This window comes from Streptomyces sp. NPDC046379 (genome assembly GCF_055587785.1).
This window is the reverse complement of sequence record NZ_JBVJFP010000005.1, coordinates 35,726-54,391: the sequence shown is the minus strand read 5'-3', so window position 1 is coordinate 54,391 and position 18,666 is coordinate 35,726. Positions and strand designations below refer to the sequence as shown.

Sequence of the window (18,666 nt, the reverse complement as noted above, 5' to 3'; positions counted from 1 at the left end):
CCTCACCGTTCGTCGTGGTCGCTGTCGCCGCGTACGGCGTCTTCGAGTTCGCTCAGCACCTGCTCCTCCACCAGCTCCGCCAGGGCGGCGACGGTGCGGGTGACCAGCACGTCCCGCGGCGTGAGGGACACGCCGAAGGCCTCGCCGGCGCGGGAGGAGATGAGCAGGGCGCGCAGGGAGTCGCCGCCGAGGGCGAAGAAGTCGTCCTCCGCGCCGACGGTGGTCTCCAGCGCCTCCTCCCACAGGTCGGCCAGGACCTCCTCGGTGGGCGTGCGCGGCGGCACGTGACCGGCGGCCGGGGGCTCGGTCCCGGCTGCCGGGGCGGGCAGGGCGGCCCGGTCGGTCTTGCCGTTCTCGGTCAGCGGGAAGCGGTCCAGGACCACGAAGGCCGAGGGGACCATGTGACCGGGCAGGGTGCGGGCGGCGAAGGCCCGCAGCTCGGCACCGGCGGGCCGGTCGGCGCCGGGCGCGGCGAGCAGGTGGGCCACCAGCCGGGGCAGGCCGGGTTCGTCCTCGCGGACGCTCACCACCGCGTCGAGCACCGCGGGGTGGCGCACGAGGGTGGCCTCGACCTCGCCGGCCTCGATGCGGTGGCCGCGCAGTTTGAGCTGGTGGTCGGTGCGGCCCAGGTAGTGCAGTTCGCCGCGGGCGTCGCGGCGGACCAGGTCGCCGGTGCGGTACATGCGGCTGCCGGGCGGGCCGTAGGGGTCGGCCAGGAAGCGGGACGCGGTCAGTCCGGGGCGGCCCAGGTAGCCGCGGGCCAGGGCCGGTCCGGCGAGCCAGAGTTCGCCGGGCACGCCGTCGGGCACGGGGCGCAGCCGGGCGTCGAGGACGTAGGCGGCGGTGGCGGGCAGGGGGCGGCCGATGGGGGGTGCGGCGCCGTCCGGTTCCAGCGGGTCGGACCAGGTGGCGACGACGGTCGCCTCGGTGGGCCCGTAGGAGTTGACCATCCGGTGGTGCGGGGCCCAGCGGGCGACGAGTTCGGCCCGGCAGGCGTCCGCGCCGACGATCAGGGTGTTCAGGTCGGGCAGGGTGCCGGGCGTGTTTGGCGGGAGGGTGGCGAGCGCGGCGGGCGGCAGCAGCGTGTGGGTGATGCGTCCGGTGCGCAGGACGTCCGCCAGTTCGGCGCCGAGCAGCGGGCCGGGCGGCGGGACGACGAGGGCCGCGCCGCTCGGCAGGGACATGCACAGCTCCAGCACGGAGGCGTCGAAGCTGGGCGTGGCGAAGGCGAGGACCCGGTCGCCGGGGCCGACCCGGTAGTGGGCGGCCTCGGCGGCGGCGAACGCGGCCAGTCCGCGGTGGGTGACGACGACGCCCTTGGGCGTGCCGGTGGAGCCGGAGGTGTAGATGACGTACGCCGGGTCGTCCAGGTCGAGGGGGCGGACCCGGTCGGCGTCGGTGGGCCGGTGGCCGGGGACGCCGTCCGGCGGGGCCGCGAGCAGGGCGGCGACCTCGTCGGCGGTGAGGGTGACGGCGGGGTCGGCGTCGCTCAGCATCAGGGCGACGCGGTCGGCCGGGTAGCCGGGGTCGACCGGCAGGAAGGCGGCGCCGGCCTTGGCGACGGCGAGCTGGGCGAGGACCATGTCCGCCGAGCGCGGCAGGACGAGGGCGACGATGTCGCCGGGTCCGGCGCCGCGCGCGATGAGCCGGTGCGCGAGCCGGTTGGTGTGCGCCTCCACCTCGGCGAAGGTCAGCGTGGTGTCCGTCGTGGCGAGGGCGGGCCGGTCCGGCCGGCGGTCGGCGGCGGCCTCGGTCAGCGCGGGCAGCGTCGCCGGGGGCACGGGCGGCAGTTCGGGGCGGGCGGGGCCGTGCAGCAGCCGTTCGCGTTCGGCGGGCGGCAGCACGTCCACCGCGTGCAGCGGGGCCGGGTCGTCGGCGTCGGCGAGGGCGGCGAGGGCGTGCATCAGCCGGGCGGCGAGGGCGTCGGCGGTGGACTTCGCGAAGTAGCGGGGGTCGTAGCCGAGTTCGACGCTCAGGTCGTCGCCGGGCGAGATCACCACCGTGAGCGGGTAGTTGGTGGCCTCGCGGGCGTCGAGGTCGTGGATGCGGACGCCGTGCGCGCCGGCGGTGGCGTCGCCGACCGGGTAGTTCTCGAAGACCAGCAGGCTGTCGAAGAGGGAGGTGCCGGAGGGAAGTTCGCTCCACTGGTGCAGCTCGGACAGCGGTACGTGGTCGTGGCGCCGGTCCTCCGCCCGTGCCGCCTGCATGTCGCGCAGCCACGCGGCGCAGGGCGCGTCCTCGTCCACCGCGACCCGGGCGGGCAGGGTGGTGATGAACAGGCCGGTGATGGTGTCGGCGCCCGGCAGGTCGGCGGGCCGCCCGGAGACGGTCGTGCCGAAGCACACCTCGCGCTCGCCGCTCCAGCGGGCCAGCAGCAGCGCCCACGCACCCTGGACCAGCGTGTTGAGGGTGAGGCGGTGCCGGCGGGCGAAGTCGGTCAGCCGTGCCGTGCCGTGCGCGCCGAGCCGCCGCGACAGCCAGGTGCCCGAGCGGGCGGCGGCCCCGGGCGCGGGCCTGCGGTCGTAGGGCAGCGGGGTGGGCGCGGTGTATCCGGCGAGGGCGGCCTTCCAGTGCTCCTCGGCGGCGGCGGTGTCCCGCGCGGCGAGCCAGGCGGCGTAGTCGGCGAAGGGACGGCGGTCCGGCAGTCGCGGCTCGGTTCCGGCGGCGAGCGCGGCGTGCGCGGCCAGCACGTCGCCCAGGACGTGGAAGACGCTCCAGCCGTCCAGCAGGACGTGGTGGAAGGTCCACACGACGCGCACCCGGTCCGGGCCGAGCCGGATGAGGGTGACGCGCAGCAGCGGGGGCCGGTCGAGGGCGACGCCGCGGGCGCGGTCCTCGTCGAGCAGCCGTCGCAGCCGCTCCTCCCGCTCGGCCGGCGCCACGGCGCTCCAGTCGAGTTGGGCGACGGGCAGGACGGCGTGGCGGTGCACGGTCTGGAGCGGGACCGGCACCCCGTGCAGGGCGACGGCGGTGCGCAGGACCGGCGTGCGGTCCACGACGTGCTGCCAGGCGGCGGCCAGCAGCCCCGGCTCGCGCACGCCGTCCGCCACGAACGTGATCTGTTCGGTGTAGAGGCCCTCGCCGGGTTCGTCCAGGGCGTGCACGACCATGCCGGTCTGGGTGGGCGTGAGCGGGTAGACGTCGACCACGTCGCGTCCGGTGCCGACGAGCCGGTCGACGGCCGCCTGGTCGAGCCCCGCGAGCGGGAAGTCCGAGGGGGTGCGGCCGCCCGCGCCGGGCTCGGCGCAGTGCCGGACGATCTCGCGCAGTTCCTCGGCCGTCTCGGCGGCCAGCCGGGCGACGGTGTCGGGCCGGTGCACGCCGCGCGAGTAGGACCAGGTGAACTCCAGCCGCTTGTCGGCGACCCGGCCGAGGACGTCGATGAGGTGGGGCCGCTCGGCGGAGCGGTCCATGCCTCCGGTCAGGCCGCCGTGGGGCGCGTGCAGCAGGCCGCCCGGGGCGGCGTCCCAGTCCTGCCGGCCCAGGTAGTTGAAGCCGACCTGGGGCAGCTCGGGCAGCTCGCCGGCCGCCTCGGGGCGCAGGTGGCGCAGGGCGCCGTAGCCCAGTCCCCCGCGCGGCACGGCCCGCAGGCTCTCCTTGACGGACTTCAGGGCCGCGCCGGGGCCGGCGTCGCGCGGCACGTCGAGGCCGACGGGATGCATGGTGGTGAACCAGCCGACGGTGCGGGCGAGGTCGACGTCGTCGAACAGGTCCTCGCGGCCGTGTCCCTCCAGGGCGACCACCACCCGGTCCTGCCCCGTCCAGCGGGCGAGGACACGGCCGAGGGCGCACAGCAGGACGTCGTTGACGCGGGTGCGGTAGACGTCGGGGACGTCCTGGAGGAGGCGGCGGGTGTCCTCGCCGCCGAGGCTCACGGTCACCGTCTCCTCGTCGGCGGCGGTGTTGCCGCCGTCGAGGTCGGTGGGCAGGGGGGTGGGGCGCAGGGCGCTCCAGTGGGCGATCTCGTCGTCGAAGCCGCCGGCCGCGGTGTGGGCGGCCAGGCGCCGGGCCCAGTCCCGGAAGGACGTCGTCTTCGGGCCGAGGTCGGGCGCCGAGCCGGCGCGCAGGGCGCGGTAGGCGGTGTCGAGGTCCTCCAGGATCACCCGCCAGGACACGGCGTCGACGACCAGGTGGTGGGCGGCCAGCAGCAGCACCGGCGGCCGGTCCTCGCCGGGGCGGCACAGGGCCGCCCGCAGCAGCGGGCCCCGCGTCAGGTCGAACCTGGCGCACAGGCCGGCGGCCACGGCCTGGGCCTCCTCGGGCGCCTCGTGCACCTCCAGGTGGGGGGCGTCGCCGGGCGCGGTGCCGTACTGGCGCCACCGCCCGTCGCCGGCCGGGTCGTAGCGCAGGCGCAGGGCGTCGTGGTGCTCCAGCACCGCGGCGAGCGCCTCCCGCAGCGCGGACTCGTCGGCGTCGGCGGCCAGTTGGAAGGAGACGGCCTGGGTGAAGTGGGCCGGGTCGCCGGTGAGGGTGTCGAACATCCAGTGCTGTACGGGGGTGAGCGGGACGTCCCCGACGACCGGCCCCTGGTCGGCGGCGGGCGCGGTCCCGGCGTCGGACTCCTCGACGGCTGCGGCGAGTTCGGCGACCGTCTGGTGCCGGAACAGGTGCCGGGGGGTGAGCGCGAGGCCGGCCCGGCGGGCGGCGGAGACGATGCGGATGCCGAGGATGGAGTCGCCGCCGAGCGCGAAGTAGTTGTCGTCCGCGCCGACTTCGGGCACGCCCAGCACCTCGGACCAGATCGTGGCGAGGGTGTGCTCGGCGCCGGTGCGGGGCGGGCGTCCGCCTTCCGAGGCGGGGGCGGACCACCGCGGTTCGGGCAGCGCGCGCCGGTCCAGTTTGCCGGTGGCGCCCAGCGGCAGCCGCTCCAGCGGCACCACCACGGCCGGGACCAGGTGGTCGGGGAGGGTGCGGGCGAGGAAGGCGCGCAGGTCGGCCGGCGCGGGCGCGTCGCCGCCCCGGGGCACGGCGTAGCCGACGAGGCGTTTGTGGCCGTCCTGTTCCACGACGCGGGCGGCGGCCTGCGCCACCTGCGGGTGCCGGGCGAGGGCGGCCTCGACCTCGCCGAGTTCGATGCGGAAGCCGCGGACCTTCACCTGGTCGTCGCCTCGGCCCAGGTAGACCAGGTCGCCGTCGGCCGACTGGCGGACCAGGTCGCCGGTGCGGTACATGCGGCTGCCGGGCGGGCCGTAGGGGTCGGCCAGGAAGCGGGACGCGGTCAGTCCGGGCCGGCGCAGGTAGCCGCGGGCCACTCCGGTGCCGGCGAGGTACAGCTCGCCGGGGGCGCCGGGCGGCACCGGGCGCAGCCGGGCGTCCAGGACGTAGGCGCGGGCGCCGCCGAGGGGCCGGCCGATGGGCGGGACGCGGTCGGGGTCGGCCGGGTCGCAGGTGAAGGCGGTGGCGTAGACGGTGGCCTCGGTGGGGCCGTAGATGTTCATGACGCGGCAGCCGGGTATCGCCTCGCGCACCTGGCGCACGGCCCGCGCGGGCAGCGCCTCCCCGGCGAGGACCACGGTGTCGGCCGTGACGCGCACGGTGCCCTCGGCGAGCAGCCGGCCCAGCGCGGAGGGGACCGCGCTGAGCAGTCCCGCCCGCCACGGGCCGGGCCGTTCGGCGAGCGCCAGCAGGTCGCGGACGACCTCCACGTGCCCGCCGGACAGCAGCGGCGAGAGGATCTCGAACACCGACACGTCGAAGTTGAGCGAGGTGGACGCCACCACGTGGCCGAGCCCCCGGCCGGTGAACTCGCCCGCCGCCCAGTCGGTCAGCGCGACCACGGAGGCGTGGGGGACGACGACGCCCTTGGGCCGGCCGGTGGAGCCGGAGGTGTGGATGACGTAGGCGGGGTGGTCCGGCAGCAGCGGGCCGCGCCGGTCGGCGTCGCCGAGGGGGGCGGGGGACGCGGCGGCCAGGCGTGCGGCCCAGTCCGGGTCGTCCAGGACGATCCGCGTGTGCGGGCCGTCGGGCAGCCGGCCGGACGTCTCCGCGCAGGTGATCACCGCGCCGGGGCGTACGTCGTCGAAGAGGAAGGCGATGCGTTCGGCCGGGTGCCCGGGGTCGACCGGCAGGTAGGCGGCGCCGCTCTTGAGGACCGCGAGGAGCGCCACGATCAGGTCGGCGGTGCGGGGCAGGGCCAGTGCGACGAACCGCTCGGGCCCGGCGCCGGCCTCGACGAGGAGGCGGGCCACGCGGTTGGCGCGCTCGTCGAGCTCCCGGTACGTGAGCCGGTCGGCGCCCGCGGTCACGGCGGGGGCGTCCGGGGTGCGGGCCGCCTGGGCCGCGAAGGCGTCCGCGAGGGTGCGGCGCGGCAGCTCGGCCACCGGACCGGCGAACCGGTCGAGCAGCCGGCGCGCGTCGGCCGGGTCGAGCGGGGCGAGGTCGGCCAGGCGGCGGCCGGTGTCGGCGGTGATCTGCGTGAGCAGGGTGCGCAGGCTCGCGCCGATGCCTTCGACGGTGGCGGCGTCGAAGGCCGCCGGGTCGTAGTCGAGGGAGACCGTCACGTCGTCGCCGGGAGCGACGACCACGCTGAGCGGGTAGTTGGTCGGCTCGAGGTCGCTCTCCATCTCGACGGCGAGTCCGTGCCGGGCCAGCGCGTCCGCGTCGAAGGGGTAGTTCTCGAAGACGACGATGCTGTCGAACAGGCTCGCCCCGCCCGGGACGTCGCTCCACGTCTGCAACTGGGCGAGGGAGACGAAGTCGTGCCGTCGGGCCTCCGACTGGGCGGCCTGCACCTCGCCGAGCCACTGCAGCACGGGCCGGCTCCCGTCGATCCGCAGCCGGGTCGGCACGGTGTTGATGAACAGGCCCACCATGGAGGTGACGCCGGGCAGTTCGGCCGGGCGGCCGGAGACGGTCGTGCCGAAGACGACGTCGTCGCCGCCGCCGTAGTGGTGCAGCAGCAGTCCCCAGGCGCCCTGGAGCACCGTGTTGACGGTCAGCCCGGCCTGCTGCGCGGTCTCCTTCAGCCGGGCCGACACCTCCCGGCCGAGGGACACCCGGACCGTGCCCGAGGAGGACGCGCGGTGGGCCTCGGCGGGACGCCTGTCGCGCGGGAGTTCGGTGGGGACGGCGAACCCGGCGAGGGTCTCGCGCCAGTAGCGCTCGGCGCGGCCGGTGTCCTGGCCGGCCAGCCAGCGCAGGTAGCCGGCGAAGGGCGCCCGGTCGGGAACGTGCGGGCGGCGGCCGGTGGTCAGGGCCGCGTACCGCTCGCACACCTCGTCGAAGACCTGGGCGGCGCTCCAGCCGTCGAGCAGGACGTGGTGGAACGTCCACGCCATGCGCACCCGGTCCGGTGCGAGCCGGATCAGCGCGAGCCGCATCAGCGGGGCCGCGCCGAGGTCGATCCCGGCCCGCCGGTCGGCGTCGAGCAGCGCCTCCATGTCCCGGGCGCGCCGTGCCTCGGACCGTGCGGTCCAGTCGTGGTGGGCGACGGGCACGACGGCCCGGCGCTCCACGACCTGGAGGGGTTCGGCGGTCTCCTGCCACACCAGGCGGGTGCGCAGGATCGGGTTGGCGTCCGCGGTGCGCCGCCAGGCCTCGGCGAGCGCGTGCGGGTCGGTGACGCCGTGCAGCACGACCTGCACCTGGTTGACGTAGGTGCGGGCCTGGGGGTCCAGGAGGCTGTGGAAGAGCATCCCGGCCTGCATCGGCGTGAGCGGGTACACGTCCTCGACCGTGCGCCCGTCGCCGACGACGCGGTCCACGGCGGCCTGGTCGAGCCGGGCCAGCGGGAAGTCCGAGGGCGTACGGCCGCCCGCGCCGGGTGCGGCGCAGTGCGCGACGATCTCCTCCAGCGAGCGCAGCATGCCCTCGGCGAGCGCGGCGACGGTCTCCTCGCGGTGGCGTCCGGCGCTGTAGTGCCAGGCGATCTCCAGCTCGTCGCCTTCGACGCGGGCCACCACGTCCAGCAGGTGCGGGCGCGGCGAGCCGGGGTCCTCGGCGCCGTCCAGGCCGCCCGGCACGGCGCGGACCAGCGCTCCGGTGTCGGCGGACCAGTCGAACCGGCCCAGGTAGTTGAAGCTGATGCCGGGCATGGGCGCGGCGGCGAGCGGCCCGTCGCCCGCGAGGTGGCGCAGGACGCCGTACCCGACGCCCCGGTCGGGCACGGCCCGCAGTTGCTCCTTCACGGACTTCAGCGCGTCGCCCCAGCCGCCGTCGGGCAGTGCGAGGGCGACCGGGAAGAGGCTGGTGAACCAGCCGACCGTGCGGGACAGGTCGAGGTCGTCGAAGAGGCGGTCCTCGCGGCCGTGGCCCTCCAGGCCCACGGCGACCGTGCCGCGTCCGGTCCAGTCGGCCAGCACCCGGCCGAGGGCGGTCAGCAGGACGTCGTCGATGCGGGTGCGGTAGACGCCGGGGACCTTGCGCAGGAGGTCGTCGGTGCGCCGGCGGTCCAGACGCACGGTGACGGCGCGCAGGTCGGCGGCGGTGTTGCCGCCGTCGAGGTCGACGGGCAGCGGGTCGGCGCAGTGCCGTGACACGGCCTGCCAGTGGGCGCGCTGCGCGGCGAGGTCCGACTCGCCGGCGCGTTCGGCGAGGCGCCGCACCCACTCCCGCACGGAGGTGGTGCGCTGCGGCAGCCGTATCGGCTCCCCCGCCAGGGCCTGCCGGTAGGCGGTCTCCAGGTCCTCCAGGAGGATGCGCCAGGAGACGCCGTCCACGATCAGGTGATGGGCGGTCAGCAGCAGGCGGGCGGGGCGGCCCGCGCGGGTGAACAGCCGGGCGGCGATCAGCGGGCCGGTCTCCAGCCGGAAGCCGGTGTGGGCCTCGTGGGAGAAGCGCGCCTCGGCCGCCTCGGCCGCCTCCGTGTCGAGGCCGCTCAGGTCGTGCGCCCGCAGCAGCCCCGGGGCCTCGGTGTCCGGGGCGGCGTATTCCTGACGCCAGTTCCCGTCCGCCGCGCGGGCGAACCGTGCGCGCAGGGCGTCGTGGTGGGCCCACAGGGCGGCGAGGGCCGCGCTCAGCGCGTCGGCGTCGACGTCCTCGGGCGTCTCCACGACCACGGACTGGTTGAAGTACTCCGGCCGGGGCGGCTCGGCGTCCAGGAACCAGCTCTGGATGGGGGTGAGCCCGACCTCGCCGCTCACCGGTCCGGTGCCCGCGACGGTCGCGGCGGCCCCGGTCGCGGCGGTGGCCAGGGCGGCGAGCGTCGGGTGCCGGAACAGGTCCCTCGGGGAGAGCGCGAGCCCGGCGGTGCGGGCGCGGGAGACGACCTGGATGCTGACGATCGAGTCGCCGCCCAGCATGAAGAAGTTGTCGTCCACACCGACCCGCGGCACGCCGAGGAGTTCGGCCCAGATGCCGGCGAGCACCCGCTCGGCGTCACTGCTCGGCGCCCGGTAGGCGGTGTCGGCGGCGGCCGAGAGGTCCGGGTCGGGCAGCCGGCGCCGGTCGACCTTGCCGTTCGCGGTCAGGGGCAGCTCGGCGACGGTGACGAACGCGGCCGGGACCATGTAGTCGGGCAGTTCGCCCGCGAGGCGGTCGCGCAGCTCGGCCGCCGGCGGGACGGCCGCGCCGGGGGCGGGCACCAGGTGGGCGACCAGGCGGGTGCGGCCCGCGTGCCGGAAGGCCGACACCACGGCCTCGGCGATCTCGCCGAGCGCGGTGAGCCGGGCCTCGATCTCGGCGGGTTCCACGCGGAATCCGCGGATCTTGATCTGGTCGTCGGCGCGTCCGACGAAGTGCAGTTCGCCGTCCGCGCTCCAGCGCACGATGTCGCCGGTGCGGTACATGCGGGAGCCGGGCGGGCCGTACGGGTCGGCGAGGTAGCGGGCCGCGGTCGCGCCGGGGCGTCCGGCGTAGCCGCGGGCCAGTCCGGCGCCGGCCAGGTACAGCTCGCCGGGCACGCCGGGCGGTTGGGGCTGGAGCGCGGCGTCGAGGACGTAGACGCGGGTGTCGTCCAGGGGGCGGCCGATGGGCAGCGTCGCGGGCAGCGTGTCGTGGGCGCGGAAGGCCCGCCGGGTGGCGAAGGTGGTGGTCTCGGTGGGGCCGTACACGTCCACGACGGTGAGATCGGGGCAGGCGTCCAGCACGCGCCGTACGGCGGATCCGGGGACGGCCTCGCCGCCGGTCCACACCTCCCGTGCGCCGCGCAGACACGCGGGGTCCTCCTGGGCGAGCAGACGGAACAGACCCACCGTCAGGAACAGGCAGGTCACCCCCTGTTCGCCGATCGCGCGGCGCACGGCGGCGGCCTCCAGGTCGCCCGGCGGGGCGAGCACGGCCGTGCCGCCGCGCAGCAGCGGCGTCCACACCTCGTAGGTGGAGGCGTCGAAGGCGTGCGGGGAGTGCACCAGGACCCGGTCGTGGCCGGCGAAGGCGCGGTCGAGGGCGAGCGCGGCCACGTCCCGCTGGCGGGCGGCCACGCCCTTGGGGGCGCCGGTGGAGCCGGAGGTGAACATCAGGTACTGCACGTTGTCCGGGTCCACCCGGAACGCGGGGTCGGGTGCGTGCGCGTCGGCGGCCTCGGTGTCGGGTCGCAGCACCCGGCCGTCCGGCAGCAGGTCCGCGGCGGTCTCCTCCCAGGCGCCGTCCGCGAGCAGCAGGCCGGCGCCGGCCTCGCGGAGCATGGTGCGCAGCCGCTCCCGCGGGGCCCGGCCGTCGAGGGGGACGTAGACGCCGCCGAGGCGGGCGAGGGCGACCTGGGTGACGACCAGGGCGGCCGAGCGGTCCATCAGGACGCCGACGCAGACCTCGGGCCGCACCCCGAGCGCGGCCAGCCGTGCGGCCAGCGTCCGGGCGCGGTCGTCGAGCTGCCGGTAGGTGAGCCGCTCGTCGCCGGCCAGCAGCGCGAGGGCGTCCGGGGTGCGTCGTACCTGCGCGGCGAAGAGGGCGGCCGTGGTCGCCGCCGGGGCGTCGGTGGCGGTGTCGTTCCACGCGTGGAGCACCTGCTCGCGGCGGGCGGGCGTCAGCAGCGGCAGCCGGGCCGGGGCGCTCCCGGGCGCGGCGGCGACGTTCTCCAGCAGGACGGCGAGGTACTCGGCCAGGCGCTCGACGGTGGCGGTGTCGAAGAGGTCCGGGTCGTAGCCGAGGCGCAGGGTGAGCGCGGCGCCGGGGTAGGCCACCAGGCTCAGCGGGTAGTTGGTGGTCTCGACGCCGTCCAGGCCGGTCAGCCGCAGTCCGTGCGCGGCGGCGAGTCCGTCGTCGACCGGGTAGTTCTCGAAGACCACGATGCTGTCGAACAGGGGGGCCTGTTCCGGGAGTCCGGTCAGCGCCCTCATCCGGTGCAGGGGCACGTGGCCGAAGCGGCGGTCCTCGCTCTGCTCCTGCTGGAGCCGGGCCAGCCAGTCGAGCAGGGTCCCGTCGCGGGGCACGGTCACGCGGGTGGGCAGGGTCGCGATGAACAGGCCGTTCATGGACTCGGCGCCGGGCAGCTCGGGCGGCCGGCCGGACACGGTGGTGCCGAACACCACCTCGTCGCGGGCCGCCTGACGGCCCAGCAGCACGGCCCAGGCGCCCTGCACCAGGGTGTTGAGGGTGAGGCCGGCCGACCGGGCGAGGGACTCCAGCGCGCGGGTGGTCCCCTCGGGCACGGTGACGCGCACGGCCTCGGTGGACTCGGCGCGGTGGCTCTCGCGCGGCTCGCGGTCGTAGGGCAGGGCGGTCGTCTCGCTCAGGCCGTCCAGCCGGGCGCGCCAGTGCCGTTCGGCCTCGGCGCGGTCGTCGCGCTCGCGCAGCCAGGCCACGTAGTCGCGGAAGGGGCGGCGGTCGGGCAGCGGCCCGTCCGGGGCCGTGCCGGACAGGGCGGCGTGGCGGGCGAAGACGTCGGAGAGGACCTGGAAGAGGCTCCAGCCGTCCAGGATCAGGTGGTCGAAGGACCACACGACCCGCACGGCGCCGTCGGAGAGCCGGGCCAGCGTGAGCCGTTGCAGCGGGGCGCGGGTGAGGTCGACGCCGCGGGCCCGGTCGCGGTCGAGCAGCTCGCGCAGGGCGCCGTCGCGTTCGGCGTCGGACAGGGTGCGCCAGTCCAGCCGCTCCACCGGCACGGCCGCCCTGCGCTCCACGACGAGCAGCGGCTCGGGCACGTCCTGCCAGACGACGCGGGAGCGCAGCACCGGCGTGCGGTCGGCGACCTGCTGCCAGGCGTCCGCCAGCAGGCCCGGGTCGGTGACCCCGTCGAGGACGAAGGTGAGCTGCTGGAAGTACACGCCCCGGTCGTCCTGGGAGAGCCGGTGGAAGAGCATCCCGGCCTGGGTGGGCGTGAGCGGGTGGACGTCCTCCACCGCGGCGGGGTCGTCGCCGGCGATCCGGTCGACGGCGGCCTGGTCGAGCGGGGCCAGCGGGAAGTCGGACGGGGTGCGTCCGGCGGCGCCCGGAGTGGCGGCGTGGCGGGCGAGGTCGGCGAGCGCCGCGGCGAACCGCTCGGCGAGGCCGGCGACGGTCTCCCGCCGGTGCAGCTCGTCGGAGTAGAACCAGGTGAACTCCAGGCCGTCGCCGTCGAGTTGGCCGACGACCTCCAGCGGGTGCGGACGTGCGGCGAGGGGGTCGGCGTCCAGCTCGAGGGGGCGCAGCGGGGCCGCGTACAGACCGTCCGGGGTCTGCGGCAGCGCGATGCGGCCGAGGTAGTTGAAGCTGATCTGCGCGGGCTCGGACGGGAGCCGGGCGCCGGCGTCCGGCAGGGTGGTCAGGACGCCGTGGCCGAGACCGTGCCGGGGTGTGGCCCGCAGCTGCTCCTTGACCTGCTTGAGCACGGCGTCCCAGGGCGCGTCCGGCGGGACGGCGAGGGCGACCGGGTGGCGGGTGGTGAACCAGCCGACGGTGCGGCTGGTGTCGACGTCGGCGAACAGCTCCTCGCGGCCGTGTCCCTCGACGTCCACGAGTACGCCGGCGTGCCCGGTCCAGCCGCACAGCACCCGGCCGAGGGCGGCGAGCAGCACGTCGTTGGCCTGGGTGCGGTAGGTCTCCGGAAGGGTGCGCAGCAGCGCCTCGGTGTCCTCGGCGCCGAGCCGCACGGTGACCGAGCGGGCGGAGGCGTAGGCGCCGGCGCCCGTCCGGTCGGCGGGGAGGGCGGCGACGGCGCCTTCCGTCGCCCTGGTCCAGTAGGCGCGTTCGTCGTCGAATCCGCCCGACGCGGCGTGCGCGGCGAGGCGCTCGGCCCACTGGCGCAGCGGGGAGGACTTGCCGGGCAGGGCCGCCGCGCCGTCCAGGCCGGCGCTGCGGGCGCGGTAGGCGCGGTCGAGGTCCTCCAGCAGCAGCCGCCAGGACACGCCGTCGACCACCAGGTGGTGGACGGCCAGGTGCAGCACGGCGGGCAGGCCGGGGCCGCGGTCGTGCAGGACCGCGCGCAGCAGCGGGCCGTGGGCCAGGTCGAAGGGGCCGAAGTGCGGGGTGGCGGCCTCCGGGCCGGTGTGGCGGGCGAGCCGGAAGCGGGGGGCGTGGGCGTCGATGTGCCAGCGCACGCCGTCGTCGCCGGGGACGAAACGGGAGCGCAGGGCGTCGTGGTGGGCGACCAGGTCGTTGAGGGCGTTCTCGAGCGCGGCCGTGTCCACGGGCTCGCGCAGCTCCACCGACAGGGCCTGGGCGAAGTGCCCGGCGCGGTCGGCGGCGCTGTCGAAGAGCCAGCGCTGGATGGGCGTCAGCGGCGCGGGGCCGGTGGGCTCGACGGGCGCCGCGGCGACGGCGGGCCGCCGGCTTGCGGCGGCGTCGGCGCAGCGGGCCAGAGCGGCGACGGTCTGGTGCCGGTAGACGTCGCGGGAGGTGACGGTGAGGCCGGCCTGTCTGGCCTGGGCCACGACCTGGATGGAGAGGATGGAGTCGCCGCCGAGCGCGAAGAAGTTGTCGTCCGCCCCGACCCGCTCCACGTGCAGGACGTCCGCCCAGATCGCGGCGAGGGTCCGCTCGGTGGGGGTGCGCGGGGCGACGTGGCGCGCGGCGGGCGCGGCGGGGCCGGGGTCGGGGAGCCGGCCGCGGTCCAGCTTGCCGTTGGGGTTGAGCGGCAGGGCGGGCAGCACCAGCACGGCCGAGGGCACCATGTAGTCGGGCAGGGTGCGGCCCAGTTCGCGGCGCACCGCCTCCGGTTCCACGCGGGCGCCGGGCGCCGGGACGACGTAGCCGATCAGGCGGCGGTTGCCGTCGTCCTCCCGGACGCTCGCCGCCGCCTCGGCCACGCCGGCGCAGCGCAGCAGGGTCTCCTCGACCTCGCCGAGTTCGATGCGGAAGCCGCGCACCTTGACCTGCTGGTCGATCCGGCCGAGGTACTCCAGCTCGCCCGCGGCGTTCCAGCGCACCAGGTCGCCGGTGCGGTACATGCGCTCCCCCGGCGCGCCGAACGGGTCGGCGACGAAGCGGGCGGCGGTCAGGCCGGGGCGGCGCAGATAGCCGCGGGCGAGTCCGCCCCCGCCCAGGTACAGCTCGCCGGGGACGCCGGGCGGCTGGGGGCGCAGCAGCCGGTCCAGGACGTAGGCGCGGGTGCGGGCGACGGGCCGGCCGATCGGCGGGGCGTGGTCGGGCACGGCGCCGTCGGCGAACCAGGCGGTGGCGTAGACGGTGGCCTCGGTGGGGCCGTAGAGGTTCGCCGCCTCGGCCGCGGGCATGGCGTTCTTGAGGTCCCGCAGGGTCTGCGCGGGCAGCGCCTCCCCGGCCAGTACGACCGTGTCCGCCTCGACGGGCGTTGTGCCCGCCGCGAGCATCCGGGAGATCACCGAGGGGACGCCGCTGAGGAGTCCGGCCCGGCGCGGCGTCTCGGCGTCGGCGAGGGAGGGCAGGTCGGCGACGACCTCGACGCTGCCGCCCGCGGTGAGCGGGCACAGCAGCTCGAAGACCGACACGTCGAAGTTGAGGGAGGTGGAGGCGACGACGTGCGACAGCCGCTCGGGCCCGAACCGCTCGCGCGCCCACACGGCCAGCTCGGCGGCGCTGCGGTGGGCGACGACGACGCCCTTGGGCCGGCCGGTCGACCCGGAGGTGTAGATGACGTACGCGGGATGGGCCGGGTGCAGGGGGCGGGTGCGGTCGGCGTCGGTGAGGTCGCCGGCGTCGGCGGGGTCCGGGGCCTGGGTCGCGTCCTCCAGCAGCAGCGGCGCGCAGCCCTCGGGCAGCGCGTGCGCCGTCTCCCGGGTGGCGACGACCAGGGCGGGGGCGGCGTCGGCGAGCATCAGGCGGATGCGCTCGGCCGGGTAGGCGGGGTCGACCGGGAGATAGCCGGCGCCCGACTTCAGCACCGCCCACAGCACCGGCACCAGGTCGGCCGAGCGGGGCAGGCAGAGCGCAACCAGGGACTCGGGGCCGGCGCCGCGGGCCGCGAGCAGCCGGGCGAGCCGGTTGGCGCGCCGGTTGACCTCGGCGTAGTCGAGGCGGACGGCGCCGCAGGTCACGGCGGTCCGGTCGGGGGTGCGGGCCGCCTGGGCCTCGAACAGCGCGGGCAGGGTGTCGCCCGGTCCGGCGGGCGGGGCGGGCGGGTTCCAGGAGTCGAGCAGGGTGCGCCACTCGTCGTCCGAGAGCAGGGGCAGTTCGGCCAGCGTCCGCTGCGGGCCGTCGGCCATGCCCTCCAGCAGCCGGTGCAGCTGCCGGGTCATGCGGGCCACGGTGCCCGCGTCGAACAGGTCGGTGTTGAACTCGGCCGTCAGCTCGCAGCCGCCGTCGGCGCGCGGCGCGAACTCCAGGACCAGGTCGAAGCGGGCGGCCGGGCGGGGCAGCGGATGCTCCTCGATCCGCACCCCGGCGGCGAGCGGCGGCCGGACGGGCGCCGTCTGCTGCACCACCATCACCTGCACCAGCGGGGTCCGGCTGGGGTCCCTCGGCGGGGCGAGTTCCTCGACCACCCGGTCGAAGGGCACCCCGTCGTGGGCGAAGGCGTCCAGCACGGTGGCGCGCATGGACTCCACGAAGCGGTCGACCGTGGTGGCGTCGTCCACCTCGCCGCGCAGCACCACGGTGTTGGCGAAGAAGCCGGTGACGTCCTCGAGTTCGCGGCGGCCCCGCCCGTTGGTGACGGTCCCGAACGCCACGTCCCGCTGCCCCGAGTGGCGGGAGAACAGCACGGCCGCCGCCCCGGCGTACAGGGTGAACACGGTGGTGCCCCGGCCCGCCGCCAACCGGCGCAGCCGCTCGACGAGTCCGCGCGGGAGGTGGTGGCGCAGTGCCGCGCCGGCGGTGGTGCGCACGGGCGGGCGGGGCCGGTCGGTGGGCAGTTCCAGCTGCTGGAGGCCGGCCAGGTGGCGCTTCCAGTAGGCGAGGTCGTCGGCGTCGGCGTCCTCGGTGTGCCGCCGCTGCTCCCAGGCGGCGAAGTCCGGGTACTGCACGGCCGGCCGGGGCAGACCGTCGGGTTCGCCGTCCGCCTCCGCGCGGTAGAGCGCCGCGAGGTCGCGGGTGAGGACGCCCACCGACCAGCCGTCGGTGACGATGTGGTGCTGGGCCAGCAGCAGGACGTGGTCCTCGGCCGCACGGCGGACGAGGAGGGCGCGGGTCAGGGGGCCGGTCGTCAGGTCGTAGGGGCGGCTCAGCTCCTCGGTGAGCAGGCGCTCCACGGCCTCGTCGCGGCGGTCGTCGGGCACGGGCGGGACGTCCGCCGTGCGCAGGGGCAGGGCCGCGTGGGGCGCGACGGTCTGGGCGCCCTGGCCGTCGACGGTGGCGAAGGTGGTGCGCAGGGAGTCGTGGCGGGCGGCGAGCCGGTCCAGGGCGCGGCCGAGGGCGGCCTCGTCGAGCGGGCCGCGCAGCCGCAGCGCGACGCCGGTGTTGTACTCGGTGCCGCCGTCGGTGAGGTCGTCCAGGAACCACAGACGGCGCTGTGCGCCGGACAGCGGGACGGGCCGGTCGCGCGGGACGGCCGGGATCGGCTCCGGCGGCGCGGCGGCGTCCGGTGCGGCGGTGAGGGGGGCGAGCCCGGCGACGGTGCGGGCGGTGAAGACGTCCCGCACGGACAGGCGGGCGCCGAGGTCCTCGCGGATGCGGGACAGGGCGCGGGCGGCGAGGATCGAGTCGCCGCCCAGGTCGAAGAAGTCGTCGGTCGCGCCGACGGCGTCGACGCCGAGGACGTCGGCCCAGATCGCGGCGAGCGCCCGCTCCCGGTCGGTGCGCGGCTCGACGTGGCCGTCGGATCTGACGCTGCCCGGGGCGGGCAGGGCTCTGCGGTCGATCTTGTGCTGCGGAGTGAGCGGGAGTTCGTCCAGGACCACGACGGCCGAGGGGACCATGTGGGCGGGGAGGGCGGCGGCGAGGGCGGTGCGCAGCCGGGCGGGTTCGGGGCGGGCGGCCGCGTCGGCGGGGGTGACGTAGCCGACGAGCCGGCCGCGGGCCGGTTCCTCCTCGCGGACCACGACGACGGCCTCGCGCACGGCCGGGTCGCGCAGCAGCGCCGCCTCGATCTCGCCGGGCTCGATGCGGAAGCCGCGCACCTTGACCTGCCGGTCGGCCCGGCCGAGGTACTCGAGTTCGCCGTCGGCGCGCTGCCGCACGAGGTCGCCGGTGCGGTAGAGCCGGGCGCCGGGCGGGCCGGACGGGTGGGCGACGAACCGGGAGGCGGTGAGGCCGGGACGGCCGAGGTAGCCGCGGGCCAGCCCGTCGCCGCCGACGTACAGTTCGCCCTCGGCGCCGGGGGGCACGGGCCGCATCGCCGGGTCGAGGACGTGGGCCTCGGTGCCGGGCAGGGGGCCGCCGATGGCGGGGGTGCCGGTGCCCGCGGTCAGCGGTCCGGTCCAGGTGGCGACGATGGTGGCCTCGGTCGGGCCGTACGAGTTGATCATGCGGCGGCCGGGCGCCCACCGGTCGACGAGCGCGGCCGGGCACGCCTCGGCCCCGACGATCAGCGTGCGCAGACGGGGGACGCCGCCGAGGTCCGCCGGGTCGGGCAGGGTGGCCAGGGCGGCCGGGGGGATCAGGGTGTGGCTGATGCGGTGCTCGTCGAGGACGGCGGCCAGTTCGTCGCCGAGCCAGGGCCCGTCCGGCGGGACGACCAGGAGGGCGCCGGACAGCACGGAGATGCACAGCTCCAGCACGGAGGCGTCGAAGCTGGGCGAGGAGAACTGCAGCACGCGGTCGCCGGGGCCGACGTCGTAGCGCCGTGCGGCGGCCGCCGTGAAGCCGCCGATGCCGCGGTGGGTGACGGTGACGCCCTTGGGGGTGCCCGTGGAGCCGGAGGTGTAGATGACGTACGCCGCCTGGTCGGGCAGCGGGCGCTCGAACGGGGGCGCCGCGCCGGCGGGTTCCTCCTCCAGCAGGGCGCGCACCCGGGCGGGATCGTCCAGTACGACGGCCGGCGCCGCGTCGGTGAGCATCAGCGCGCGCCGTTCGGCGGGGTAGCCGGGGTCGACGGGCAGGAAGGCGGCGCCCGCGAGGGACACGGCGAGTTCGGCGGCGATCAGCTCCATGGAGCGCGGCAGCACCAGGGCCACGGTGCGTTCCGGTCCGGCGCCGGCGCGGACGAGGTGGCCGGCCAGCCGCTCGGCGCGCCGGGCCAGTTGCCGGTAGGACCAGGTGCGCCGGCCGTCGGTCACCGCCGGTGCGTGCGGGTCGCGCCGCACCCACGCGGCGAACAGCTCGCCGAGGGGGACGTGCCGGGTGGCGTGCTCGGTGCCGGCCGGGGGCGCGGCGGGCTCCGGTGTGCGCTGGTCGTGCAGGTCCGTCATGGAGGTGTCGTCCTTCGGGCGTGGCGGCGGCGCGCGGGCCCGGCGGGCCGGTCGGCAGCCCGCGGGCGCACCGGGGCGGTGCGGGGGTCCGCGCGTTACGGGGAGGGGGACG

1 protein-coding gene is annotated in these 18,666 nt (G+C 76.9%); it reads right to left on the bottom strand.

The window, feature by feature from the left end; genetic code table 11:
• Positions 1-2: 2 nt before the first annotated feature.
• Entirely contained in the window at positions 3-18,554 is an 18,552-nt protein-coding gene (locus ACZ6KF_RS11160; RefSeq protein WP_469238184.1) for a non-ribosomal peptide synthetase, read from the bottom strand.
• Positions 18,555-18,666: the final 112 nt, after the last annotated feature.